The organism is Photobacterium toruni (genome assembly GCF_024529955.1).
Lineage (GTDB): Bacteria > Pseudomonadota > Gammaproteobacteria > Enterobacterales > Vibrionaceae > Photobacterium > Photobacterium toruni.
This window is the reverse complement of sequence record NZ_AP024854.1, coordinates 1453873-1466662: the sequence shown is the minus strand read 5'-3', so window position 1 is coordinate 1466662 and position 12790 is coordinate 1453873. Positions and strand designations below refer to the sequence as shown.

Sequence of the window (12790 nt, the reverse complement as noted above, 5' to 3'; positions counted from 1 at the left end):
AAGTAAAATTTGCGACATTTTGTCTCACTATGAATCATTAAGTCAAAATAGTTTTATCATTTAGTATAATTTCGGTTACCTTTAACCTCTTTTAAGTAATATATGATACCAAAATCACATAATTAACCCTTTTCATCAACATAAAAAAGATGGCACTTTATTTGCTTATAGCTGAGCAGCGCTATTTATTACCATGAGATGGGTCATTTTGCCGCATATATTCAGCGCCAAAAACGGATGACTTATCATCTCAACACTTTTTAATGTAAACCAATCGATCAGGAATGTTGATGAACTTATTAAAAACAACTTTAGTTATTCTCGGCTGCGCATCAGCAACAATGGCTTATGCAACATCAGAAACAACTATGAACAAAACCGTACGTTTAGCCACCACGACCAGTACCTATCATTCAGGATTGCTAGATTATTTATTGCCTGCATTTACTAAAGACACTGGCTATACCGTCGAGGTGTTAGCCGCAGGAACAGGTAAAGCATTACGTATGGGTGAACACGGTGATGTTGATTTAGTCATGACTCACGCACCTCAATCAGAAGCCCTATTTGTTGAAAAAGGTTATGGCGTTTTACCGCGTAATTTGATGTACAACGATTTCGTTTTAGTTGGCCCTAAAAATGATCCAGCTAAAATTAAAGGTGATAACGATGTTGCACACGCATTAAAAGAAATTGCCGCAGATAATGCTACATTCATCTCTCGTGGTGATGATTCAGGCACGAACAAAAAAGAATTGAACATTTGGGCTCAAACAAAAATGGAGCCTAATTTCGGTGGTTATAAAGCTGTCGGTCAAGGTATGGGTCCAACGCTAAACATGGCGTCAGAGCTACAAGCTTACACATTAACAGATCGTGGTACATGGTTAGCCTACGAAACCAAGCTTGATCTTGAAATCATGGTCGAAGGTGATAAACGTCTATTTAACCCTTACCAAGTGATTTTGATTAACCCTAGCCGCTACCCTGATCTTAACTACCAAGGTGCTAAAACATTCAGTGATTGGTTGGTTAACCCTAAAGCACAAAAACTTATTAATAATTACCAACGTCATGGCAAACAATTATTCGTTGCTGACGCAAAAATACAATAAAAATAAACGCTTAATTTAATATAACACTTTGCTGGTGGATGTTTATTAGCATAAAAGATAACACCACCAGCATATTTTTTAGGTTAGAACATACACCACCATGAATATTTGGCACACAACTCAACAAGCGACCCAACTTCTTTTTAGCGGCGATAGCGCACTCTGGAGCATTGTTGGCGTGTCATTTTCCGTATCAATCTTAGCCATTGCATTAGTTATCATCCCCTCACTACTGATCGCTTTTGCTTTAGCTTACGGTAAATTTCCTGGACGCTGGTTAACTCTCTCTTTAATTAACACATTACAATCTGTACCAACAGTAGTAATAGGCCTACTGCTTTATATGTTACTTTCTCGAGCGGGTCCTCTGGGGGATTGGCAAATGCTCTTTACTCAAAAAGCGATGATATTAGGTCAAGTGCTGATCTGTTTTCCGCTACTAATATCAATGATGCATGCAGCATTTCAAAATAGCGATCGTCGTGCTTGGGAAACCGCCCTAACATTAGGTTCTAGCTACCCAAGAGCTCTACTTAGTTTAATGTGGGAGAGCCGATTTCCATTACTTGCAGCGGTGGTCGCTTCTTTTAGCCGAGTGATCACTGAAGTCGGTTGTTCAATGATGGTCGGTGGTAATATTTTAAATTCAACACGAAATATTCCAACAGCGATTGCCCTTGAAAGCTCTAAAGGTGCCTTTGCTCAAGGGGTCGCTTTAGGGATGGTGTTACTTATTTTAGCCTTAGGTCTAAACTTTATTTTATCTATCTCTCGTGGCAAAGCCCACTTGCGAACTAACTAACCGAGGCCTTTTTATGACTCATGCTTCCATTCAGGCACTCGACCTCTCTGTTCGTTTTAAAAACCGATTATTATTCCATATTCCACAGCTTAATTTAGCACCTCGAGATGCGGTCTATTTAACAGGCGACAACGGCGTGGGTAAAACAACCTTACTAAAAGTATTAGCAGGACTACAAAAACCGACGACAGGTAGTATTAACATTCATCAGTATTCTTTTTTTAAACGTCTCTTTAGTGGACACTATGAAGGGAGTATTATCTATTTACATCAAACACCGTATATGTTTGATGCTACTGTATTTAATAATGTATGCTACGGGTTAAGATTTGCGATTAAAGATCGTCAAAAACGTCGAAATGAAGCGATTAATGCATTACGTATGGTTGGACTTGAAACCTTAGCAAATGAACACGTCTCAGTGTTATCTGGTGGTGAACGCCAACGCGTCGCAATGGCACGTGCATGGGTACTTAAACCTAGCGTATTATTAATGGATGAATCCAGTGCCAGCATGGATCAAGAATCCATTAATCGCCAAGTTATTTTAGCGGAAGATTTATTGTCACGTGGCACCAGTTTAGTGATCACTAGCCACCAGCAAAATGCACTTACTGCACTTTGTCGTCGTCAATGGACAATCAATGACACCCAATTAATTGAACGAGCCGATCTCCAACTCGTTACAGATATAAAAAACAATAAGGATAATTATGCCTACGCCTGAACAAACCCATTGGGTCATTTTAGCGGGTGGTCAAGCCAGCCGAATGGGAGGCAATGATAAAGGCCTGATAGAACTTGCAGGTCAACCTTTTATTCAACATGTTATTGACACCCTGACCCCTCAAACCTCTCATATCAGTATTAATGCCAACCGTAACCAGAATATTTATCGCCAATATGGTGATGTTTTTGGTGATAGCATTGAAAACTACCCAGGTCCACTCGGTGGTATGCATGCCGCGTTGCATCACATAGATAGTGAGTGGATTGGCTTTGTACCTTGTGATTGCCCGCAACTTCCCCATGATTTGGTTTCTCGTATGGCTGCGGCATGCCAACCCGATACAGATATAGCTGTCGCTCATAATGGTGATTACATTCAGCCAGTTGTAACACTACTTCATCGTCGTATTTTACCTAAATTAGAAACTTTCTTAGCTAATGGCGATCGCAAGATCATATTGCTTTATCGTCAATGTAATATGATCACGGTTGATTTCAGTGACCAAACCGATGCATTTATTAACCTCAACACCCCTGAGGAATTATCGCAATTTGGAGTACTCCATGAATCAAATTAACGCCTCTGTACCATTATTAGGCTTTGCAGCATTTAGTGGTACAGGTAAAACAACGTTGCTTGAAGCGATGCTACCAAAATTAGTTGAACGTGGTCTTCGCGTCGCTGTTATAAAACACGCTCACCATGATTTTGATCTGGATGAACCAGGTAAAGATAGCTACCGATTACGCAAAGCTGGCGCGAGCCAAATGCTTATTTCCTCTCGCTACCGCCGTGCCTTAATCAGTGAGACTCCTACAGCAGAAGCAACCTTACCCTATTTAATCACTCAATTAGATCAAACTCAGCTTGATCTGATTTTAGTTGAAGGTTTTAAGACGCTTAATTTCCCCAAAATCGAGTTGCATCGTCAAATTATTAACAAACCATGGCTATATCAGGACGATATCAATATTATTGCCGTTGCAAGTGATACTAAGGCAGAAACAACCTTACCGCAGATAAGTATTAATGATATCGACCAATTAACCGATTTTGTGGTTCAATTCAGTCGTCAGTCACAACAGCCTCAGCTAAAAGTAGCGCGTGGTGATGATATACCGCTACAAGGTATGTTATCTGTTGAGCAAGGCCGTCAACGTATTCTTACTCACATAAAAACTATTGATAATCCACAAACTGTTGAACTAAAACAGGCTCTTGGTCAAATCGTACATACTGATATCCTGTCACCAGTTAACGTACCACAACACACTAATTCAGCGATGGATGGTTATGCTATTCGCAGCCAAGATATTAATCTAAATAGCTATACCGTTGTCGGACAAGTACTCGCGGGGCATCATTACCCTCACCCATTACAAACGGGTGAAGCGGTTCGAATTATGACAGGTGCGCCTGTTCCTCAAGGTGCTGATACCGTGATTATGCGAGAACAAGCACATCAAGATGGTGACACTGTCACGTTCAACCTTGCTATGGGTGCTATTAAAGCGGGTCAAAATGTCCGTTTAGCAGGCGAAGATCTAGCTCTTAATCACGTTGCCGTCGCAAAAGGACAAGTAATCACAGCACCAGAGCTAGGCATGGTTGCATCACTTGGGCTTAATGAAATAACTATCAATACTCCTCTTCGTGTGGCAATTTTCTCTACCGGTGATGAAGTACAAGCCCCCGGCGAAGCACAGCGACAAAACTGTATTTATGACTCCAATCGCTATAGCTTATTCGCATTACTGACTCGTTTAGGTTGTGAAGTCGTTGATTTAGGTATTATTGAAGACAGTGAATCAGTACTTGAAGCGACATTACACCAAGCCAGCCAACAAGCCGATATGATTCTATCTTCTGGCGGTGTTTCTGTTGGTGATGCCGATTACATCAAAACCGTACTGGATAAACTTGGACATATTAATTTCTGGCGTATCAATATGCGCCCCGGTCGTCCTTTAGCCTTTGGTCATATTAGTGATGTACCATTTTTTGGTTTACCGGGAAATCCAGTTGCCGTTATGGTGACATTCTTACAGTTTGTAGAACCCGCTATTCGTAAACAACAAGGTTATCAAAATTGGCAACCCCAAACATATACTGCTATTGCGACAGAATCTCTACGTTCTCGTATTGGTCGTACTGAATATTTACGCGGTTATTTTAATTGGGATGCCAATGGCCGCCTTACGGTAAAAACGGTCGGTTCACAAGGCTCAGGAATTTTACGCTCAATGAGTGAAGCTAATTGTCTGATAGAAATTCCCCCACAGCAAGAGCACGCTTATATTGGCGATAAAGTGACTGTTATCCCTCTCGATATACGCTTATAGCCAATAAAATATCTCTTGATATAAATTAGCCTAGCAATATTTGCTGGGCTTTTTTATTCCCTCCAATATTAGCTCATATTTCATCAATATCCGTATTTATATTAATATCATCTGGCTAGACCATTAAAGTGATAGTTATGTTGTAGAATAGCGGCAGTCTTATTTTTAGGTATTATAAGTAAACATGTTTTTAGATTCATATTATTCAGATAACAGCGGTGAATTATCTTTTACTCGTGCACAAGCAAGTCATTTTGCAAAACGTGTAGCCGGTGACTTTAACCCTATTCACGATGAAGATAACAAGCGTTTTTGTGTACCTGGCGATCTGCTATTTTCGGTTTTGTTAGCTAATGTTGGTCTAAGCCAAAAGATGCGCTTCGAATTTGCAGGCATGATCAATGAATCAAGCTGCCTACTTATAGATATAAAATCCCCTACAGAGCTCTCAGTGGTCGACTGTAAGGGTAAAGTATACATGGATGTCACTCGCAGTGGCGAAACAACAAATGATGAAGTACTAATTTCACAAGTAACTAAAAACTATGTGCAATTTTCAGGAATGAACTTTCCTCACATCATGGTTCCATTAATGAAATCCAAAGACATCATGATCAACCCAACACGCCCATTGGTGATCTATGAATGTATGGAACTTGATTTCACTCGTTTAGACCTTACTGCACCCACTGTTGAGCTAACCGATTCTATTATTGAAGTGGAAGGCAAGCGAGGTAATGTTACCCTCCATTTCTGTTTTAAAGAAAATGGTGAAATTGTAGGTACAGGCAGTAAGCGTATGGTAATGAGTGGCTTAAAGCCTTATTGCCAAGATGGTATTGATGATTTGGTATCACGTTTTAATGAACGCAAAGACAAATTTAACGCTATTAATAGTTAATAACTAACCGATCTCATTCATTATTACTCAAGACTCAAAAATGTATTACTAAGAAAAAGCCCAACCGACTATCGATTGGGCTTTTTTGATGAAGATGATCTTTCGTTATACTTTATCGTTCTTTGTTGCCAATTCAGACGCGAGCGGTAAATATAATCGTGATCGTAACCCTGGATTATTATCACTAAAAACCAATTGACCATTATGACGAATAACTATCGCCTCAACTAATGATAATCCTAAACCAAATCCTTGATGTGTACGACTACGATCAGCACGAAACATGGGTTCTCGAATACGCTGTTTATCTTCATCAGATACCCCCATACCGTTATCAATGACGACAATCCCAAAATGATCGACAATCACATCAATCACACCCTTCTCGGGCGTATATTTAATCGCATTTTCAACCAAATTATAAATAGCCCTAAATAATAAACTTGGCTCACCCTGTAATCGGTATGGTTGATCTTCTCGAAATGTAAGCTGTTGTTGTTTCTCATTTGAAATCGGCAATAAAAATTCAACGACATCTCGACACACTTGCGATAAATCGACCCCTTGCTTATCTATATATTGCTTACCGCTATTTAAATTAGCAATTTCTAACATGCCATTAAACATACCCAGTAACACCTCTAAATCATCATGGCAGGCTTCTAATTCCTGTGTATGGGGGGATGTTTCTTGAGTTAATAATCGTTCTAAACGCAGTTTCATTCGAGCAATTGGCGTGCGCAAATCATGCGCCATACCAACGGATAAAGCCTTTAATGATGTCTCTTTTTTCTCTACCTGCTCAATAAGAAAATTAAGATGCATCGCTAACACATCAAACTCATCGTCATTAGCACTAACCGGTAATTTGACCCCTTTTTCACCTAAAATAACGCGATTCATACCTTGATTAACGCGTGCTAATTTTTTTAATATCACAACGGCAAATAATGAAGCCCCTGCCAACATAATAATAACAGGAATAGCAATGCCAGAAAGTAGCATTGGAATAACAGTCTGTCGGTACGATTGCATAAATTTAGGATTAATCTTTATGACTAATTCCATTCCTAAAGGTAACGTTACTACCTGAGATAGCTGAGCTGTTTTGCTAGGACCAAATATTAATGATGTGGTTGGATATAACGTAAGTTCATTACCACTATGCTTTATCGGCTGTACAACATAGCTAAATGTCATATCGCTTTTTTTTCGTTGCGCTATTGTTTTGTACAATACAGAACTGTCACCTTTATTAACAATCATCGAAAAAAGATTAGCTTCATTAACTAAGTCACGTTTTAATTGTTGGTGATAAAAGGTTTCAGAACTAACAACAACCTGATTAATGAATAAAATAAAAATAAAAGCAACGCAGGTAATAAAATACATCAACACTTTAAAAACAGTTGATCGCGACAGGCTTTCAGACCCGGCGTAAGACATAGCCAGCCCCTCGAACAGTATGAATTAAACTCGGCTCACCCTCTAATTCTAATTTCTTACGTAAATTAGCAATATGAACATCAATCACATTAGTTTTAGGATCAAAATGGTAACTCCACACCGACTCAAACAGACTCATTCGAGACACAACACTTTCAGCATGTTCCATTAAGTATTGTAATAATAAGAATTCTTTTTGCTGTAACGTAATCAAACGATCTCCTCGCCAAACGCGATGAGATTTAATATCTAGCCGTAAATCACCATAACTGTATTCAGAAGAGACAGCTGCTACCGAATAATTACGTTTAACTAAAATGTTAGCACGAGCGACTAATTCAGCTAAAGCAAATGGCTTAGTCAAGTAGTCATCACTGCCAGCGGTTAACCCCATAACGCGATCTTCAACACTACTCATCGCACTTAATATAAGTACCGGAGTGTGATTATCTGTAGCTCTTAATGATTCTAATACCTTCATTCCATCTAATTGCGGCAACATGCGATCTAAAATAATCAATTGATATTCACAACCTGTAGCCATCATTAAACCTTGGTGACCATCCTCAGCTTCATCCACGACAAACCCACTCTCTCGTAATCCTCTGGCAATAAATTCACGAGTAGTAAGATCATCTTCAATTATTAATATTTTCATTTCATACCTAAACCTAGATCTAATTACATATTCATGCGGCATTAGTAATGCATCATTATTATACACTGTCCATTTCTATTGTTTAGATATAAAAAAACGGCCTACCAAAGGTAGACCGTTTAACGCGACCATAGGGGGAAGTTATGAAATCGCGAATGGTGTATTTTGCTTAATCAATAAGAGCTAAAGCGCTTTCATTTGGTTAGCAATAATTTCAGCTTGTGGACCAATAATTACTTGAAGATTATTTGAGCCTACATTCACAACACCTTTAGCGCCTAACTGTTTTAATTTAGCATCATTGATGATTGAACGGTCAACAATACCTAGACGAAGACGCGTAATACAAGCAGAGATATCAGTTAGATTATCTTTACCACCTAGAGCTTCTAGGTATTGTACAGCTAAATCAGCTTTGCTATCAGAATCTGGGTTTGAATTTTCTTCTGGTGTATCTTCACGGCCCGGTGTTTTAAGGTTAAACATCTTAATCGCACCAACAAAGATCACGAAGTAAATTGCACCAACCACTAAGCCCATTGGAATGATTTCCCATGAATTATGCGCTGCTGGAGCGTTATAATTCAGAATGTAATCAATCAAACCAGACGAGAAGCTAAATGCCATATGTATATTAAGCATTGATGCAACAACAATACTAATACCCATCAGAATAGCGTGTACTAAGTACAAACCAGGTGCTAGGAACATGAACATGAATTCAATTGGTTCTGTAATACCCGTTAAGAATGCAGTTAATGCAACACTTAACAACATACCACCGATAACTTTCTTGTTCTCTTTCTTAGCTGTTACATAGAAAGCCAATGCCGCACTTGGAAGACCAAACATTACTACAGGGAAGAAGCCACTTAAAATACGTCCCGCAGATGGGTCACCCGCGAAGAAACGTGAAATTTCACCCGTAACAATTTGACCTGTAGCTGGATCAGTATAGTTACCAAACACAAACCAAACCATGCTGTTTAGAATATGGTGTAGACCAAGTGGAATTAATAGACGGTTAGCAACACCGTATACGAATTCACCAGGCATGCCACTGGTAAGAATCCACTTACCTAAATGGTTAATACCGTCTTGTACTGGAGGCCATATAAGACTAAAGGCAAAAGCCAGAATTAATGCAACTAAACCTGTAATGATAGGTACAAAACGTTTACCACCAAAGAAGCCTAGGAACTCTGGCAATTTAATTGCATGGAAACGGTTATATAATAGACCCGCACAGACACCAATAATGATACCGCCAGCAACACCTGGGTCGACATCGGCATTCAGTGTTTTCATGGCAGCCATCATAATGAAATAACCAACCGCTGCGGCAATAGCTGCGGCTGCTGAATTATCTTTTGAGAAACCACCAGCAACACCCATTGCAAACAGAAGTGCTAAGTTAGTGAAAACTGCCTGACCACCAGCTGCAATAAAAGGTATATTTAATAGATCGGGTTGTCCGATGCGCAATAAAATACCAGCAATAGGCAATACTGCGATTGGAAACATTATCGCGTTTCCTAGCTTTTGGAAATGTCCAAGAATACTCATTCCCTTCTCCATGTCATCACATCAAAATTAATAAACAACATATGTCGTTTAAGTATGTGCTAACCATACAGCAGTTCACTAAACTTAGTTTAAGATAAACATTAAGTTTTCTTAATGTTTACTCTATTTCACGTGACAACCTTCACAAATTAAGAAATATCATCAGAATTAGCGATAATTAATTACAAAATTAACATTTTAACAACCATTAATTTTGTGAACTTTATGAAACTAAATTATTATCCTATTGTTTAAGGAATTAAAAATATAAACATCACCTGACAAATAGGTATAGAAGTTGTTATTCAACGATTTTATTAATGACATTTGCTATAATTTATGCGAAAAGAAATAGCCGTTTAAACCATAAAAAATATTACATTCTAATAGTCATATTTTTATGGCTTACCTAATTATTCTATAATGACAAGATTGAACCTTCTCCATGATGACTTTTATATCTAAAAAATTGCTTAATTTTATTGCATTAGGCTTGTTCGCAATATTGCTCTTTATTGCGATTCATATCTTTCCCGTACCGGAATTAACGACACCAGTAAATGACGCTGCAGGTCTTTCATTTGCATTATTAACAGATAGTGCTGGTAGCCCATTTTTTCTTATCATGGCAGCATTACTGTGCTTATCGCCTGTTTTCATGCGGTTACCAAAGAAAACCATCACAAAAGTATGGATTCAATTTGGGATTTTATTAGTACTAAGTTTTGTCACTAAAACAGTCCTAAAACACGAAACGGCCATTCCGCGTCCTTATACTTATGAATTACAACACTTACATTTAGTGGAGTCCCCAGCAGCTTTCTATGCATTAGATTCAGCCGCTAAAGATAATGTTGTAAAAGAAGCTAATGTCTATGTGAGTCCTTGGCGTTTACGTAGCTGGGAAGGTGAGACAAACTACTCATTTCCCTCTGGTCACACTATTTTTGCTGCTATCTGTGTTTTATTTTGGGGTGGGTTTTTTATTCGTAGCGGTAAATATCTTTTAGCGGGGGGATTAATTATTTGGGCAACGGGCGTTGGCATCAGTCGTTTATGGCTTGGCATGCACTTCCCTTCTGATGTAATGGGCTCAATACTTGCCGCAGCAGTACTTTATTTCTTTATTCCTGAATGGGACGAAAACAGTAAGAAAAATAAAAGATAAAAGAACCGTAAAAAAAGGCTCATCGCATTATGCTATGAGCCTTTTTTATGGATTTTTTATCACACAAATAACGCTATATTATGCTACAACATCACTCACGCTTGGCTTATGTTCATACTCAACAATAAGTTGATTACCAACATACGTTACCTTCTTAATTTCACCATCAAAGATAAAAGTATTTTTAACAATCGAGTTTGCTAACGATCCTTTTTGTACCGCTTCACGTAACGAAGGAAGAATTAATACTGGATCAATATTTAAAATACCGCAAAAATCATTAACAAACTGCTGATGAATAACCGAATCTCCTCGAAGAATGTCTGAAAATTCAAGTTGTGTTAACTCTAATTTTTTAGCCATTTCTATTTGAGTTATACGCATTTTTGCTTTGTAGCTCATCCATGTATCGTGCAAAACTCGACGATCTTTTTCAGTATATTGCATTTTCTTTCCTAAAAGCGCTTTCAATACATTAAATAAACCCAACGTTATTCATCACTATGCGCAGTGGTGAATTTAAACGAATTGATTTTTTTCATCCATCAATTAGCTGTAAGAATATGTGTCAACCATTCATACGAGCAATATAATATATGTATATTTAATACTTTATTACAAGTTATTCGTTGTTGTATATCAGATAAAATCTATAATGGTCACAATTCATTGAGGATAATTTAATTAAAAATGTTACGTTCTTGGTTGTCTTTTATTGTACATAGTATGCTTATTATTACTGTATTAACTAATACAGTGTATGCGCACACCACAATAATAGCACCAGCACCAATAACGCATTGCAGTAGCGATAACAATGATTCGTGCTGTGATAATCCTCAGTCAATAACGAATAATACGCTTACCTCTTATTGCGACGATGACTGTAACGGTAATGATTGTTCATCACAACATCAATCCCAACCAGCATTACTATCTAGCTTTAGTTTTCAGTCTATTGATCATCGCGAGACACCCATAAGTGCATTAGGTCACTCCCCTCGTTACTATCATGAACCATTACTAAAACCGCCAATGGCATAAGTAATTTTCCTCTTAGGTCACTTTACTTACATCATTATTTGCAGCCATATCGTAATGGCATGCATCGCGTTATTTAGGAATATTATTATGGTCATCAAATATACTCTTTTAGCTTGTGCTCTTCTTATTTCAGCAACAGCTGCTGCGACCCCAACAACAAAAGTAACAACAACACCGATTATTACAGGTACGAATTACTTATCTCCCTACTGTGGCTGCTGTAAAGAGTGGGTAACGCATATGAAAGATAATGGCTTTGAGTTAGAAAATGTTTACCAAGAAAACCTAACGCCAACAAAAATTAAACTAGGTGTATTGCCTGAGTATGCGTCTTGCCATACAGCCCAAATTGAAGGCTATACCTTTGAAGGTCATATTCCTGCAGCTGATATTAAACGCTTTTTAGCAAGTAAGCCTACACGTATGAAAGGATTGGCTGTTGGTGGAATGCCAATGGGCTCCCCTGGTATGGAATACGGTGATCAAAAGGACCGCTACAATGTAGTAGCCTTTGATGATAAAGGTCGTACGATGGTATGGGCTAGTCATAACTAATCACTAGATAAAACAAAGGTTGGCCTAAAAGTTTTTAGTGCCAACCTTATTCGTATTAAACTCTTCTATACTTAAATGAGAATAACACTCAACAACGAGGTTATCTCATGACTCAATTACTTAACAATGAAAAACATGAATTAATCGAATTATTGGATCAAGCTGAACATACAGGACTGATCACGTACAAACAAAACGATTCATTAACCACTGAGTCTAGCTACTTTACAATCAATAAAGGTAATTACTTTATTAAAGTTCGCCTGTCTGACCACGGTGAACATTGCCACCATACTCGTCCACAAATCAATATTTATATCTTTGAAGATCAACATTCCGTAAATAAATACTTAAGTTTTTTTACGGAAAATGATGATGTAGATAATTTTAATTCTGCAATTAAGCGTATACATCGTTATATTTATGGTACGTAGTATTTCTTTAAAACACAAAAAGTTATAGT

Annotated in this window: 14 protein-coding genes; 10 read left to right on the top strand and 4 right to left on the bottom strand. The window is 38.0% G+C overall.

Going from position 1 to position 12790, the window contains the following annotated elements:
• Window positions 1–341: 341 nt before the first annotated feature.
• From OC457_RS06900 to OC457_RS06875, 6 genes are all read left to right on the top strand, one after another.
• Window positions 342–1115: a substrate-binding domain-containing protein gene (locus OC457_RS06900; RefSeq protein ID WP_235866953.1), complete on the top strand. Its 774-nt coding sequence runs from the start codon at window positions 342–344 to the stop codon at window positions 1113–1115.
• A gap of 100 nt (window positions 1116–1215) precedes the next feature.
• Window positions 1216–1917 carry an ABC transporter permease gene (locus OC457_RS06895; RefSeq protein WP_080175204.1) on the top strand — a complete coding sequence of 234 codons (702 nt, stop codon included), beginning with the start codon at window positions 1216–1218 and terminating at the stop codon, window positions 1915–1917.
• A 13-nt stretch (window positions 1918–1930) separates the two neighbouring features.
• Entirely contained in the window at window positions 1931–2644 is a 714-nt protein-coding gene (locus OC457_RS06890; RefSeq protein WP_080175205.1) for an ABC transporter ATP-binding protein, read from the top strand.
• The gene (gene mobA, locus OC457_RS06885; RefSeq protein WP_080175206.1) at window positions 2631–3224 is read left to right on the top strand and encodes a molybdenum cofactor guanylyltransferase MobA; all 594 of its coding nucleotides are present in this window, start codon (window positions 2631–2633) and stop codon (window positions 3222–3224) included. The genes OC457_RS06890 and mobA overlap by 14 nt, the downstream gene beginning before the upstream one ends.
• Window positions 3211–4989: a bifunctional molybdopterin-guanine dinucleotide biosynthesis adaptor protein MobB/molybdopterin molybdotransferase MoeA gene (locus OC457_RS06880; protein ID WP_080175207.1), complete on the top strand. Its 1779-nt coding sequence runs from the start codon at window positions 3211–3213 to the stop codon at window positions 4987–4989. The genes mobA and OC457_RS06880 overlap by 14 nt, the downstream gene beginning before the upstream one ends.
• 184 nt (window positions 4990–5173) lie before the next feature.
• Window positions 5174–5890 (top strand): DUF3581 domain-containing protein, encoded by a 717-nt coding sequence (locus tag OC457_RS06875; RefSeq protein WP_080175208.1) that lies wholly within the window; start codon window positions 5174–5176, stop codon window positions 5888–5890.
• A 105-nt stretch (window positions 5891–5995) separates the two neighbouring features.
• On the opposite strand, the gene OC457_RS06870 is transcribed toward OC457_RS06875, so the two are convergent.
• The 3 genes from OC457_RS06870 to nagE form a co-directional block, all read right to left on the bottom strand.
• Complete coding sequence (locus OC457_RS06870; protein WP_080175209.1) at window positions 5996–7336, bottom strand: sensor histidine kinase; 1341 nt, start codon at window positions 7334–7336, stop codon at window positions 5996–5998.
• Entirely contained in the window at window positions 7317–7994 is a 678-nt protein-coding gene (locus tag OC457_RS06865) for a response regulator transcription factor (protein ID WP_080175210.1), read from the bottom strand. The genes OC457_RS06870 and OC457_RS06865 overlap by 20 nt, the downstream gene beginning before the upstream one ends.
• 183 nt (window positions 7995–8177) lie before the next feature.
• Window positions 8178–9560 (bottom strand): N-acetylglucosamine-specific PTS transporter subunit IIBC, encoded by a 1383-nt coding sequence (gene nagE / locus OC457_RS06860; RefSeq protein WP_080175211.1) that lies wholly within the window; start codon window positions 9558–9560, stop codon window positions 8178–8180.
• A gap of 445 nt (window positions 9561–10005) precedes the next feature.
• Between nagE and OC457_RS06855 the strand changes: the two genes are divergently transcribed.
• Window positions 10006–10728, top strand: a complete 723-nt coding sequence (locus OC457_RS06855; protein WP_080175212.1) for a phosphatase PAP2 family protein — start codon at window positions 10006–10008, stop codon at window positions 10726–10728.
• Between the two features lie 78 nt (window positions 10729–10806).
• On the opposite strand, the gene OC457_RS06850 is transcribed toward OC457_RS06855, so the two are convergent.
• Complete coding sequence (locus OC457_RS06850; protein ID WP_080175213.1) at window positions 10807–11175, bottom strand: transcriptional regulator; 369 nt, start codon at window positions 11173–11175, stop codon at window positions 10807–10809.
• A 243-nt stretch (window positions 11176–11418) separates the two neighbouring features.
• Here OC457_RS06850 and OC457_RS06845 point away from each other — a divergent pair, with 243 nt between their 5' ends.
• The 3 genes from OC457_RS06845 (at window position 11419) to OC457_RS06835 (ending at window position 12761) form a co-directional block, all read left to right on the top strand.
• Window positions 11419–11772, top strand: a complete 354-nt coding sequence (locus OC457_RS06845) for a hypothetical protein (protein WP_080175214.1) — start codon at window positions 11419–11421, stop codon at window positions 11770–11772.
• Window positions 11773–11859: 87 nt separating this feature from the next.
• Entirely contained in the window at window positions 11860–12327 is a 468-nt protein-coding gene (locus tag OC457_RS06840; RefSeq protein ID WP_080175215.1) for a DUF411 domain-containing protein, read from the top strand.
• Window positions 12328–12434: 107 nt separating this feature from the next.
• Window positions 12435–12761, top strand: coding sequence for a hypothetical protein (locus OC457_RS06835; protein ID WP_080175216.1), 327 nt, complete (start codon window positions 12435–12437; stop codon window positions 12759–12761).
• The last annotated feature ends 29 nt before the right edge of the window (window positions 12762–12790 follow it).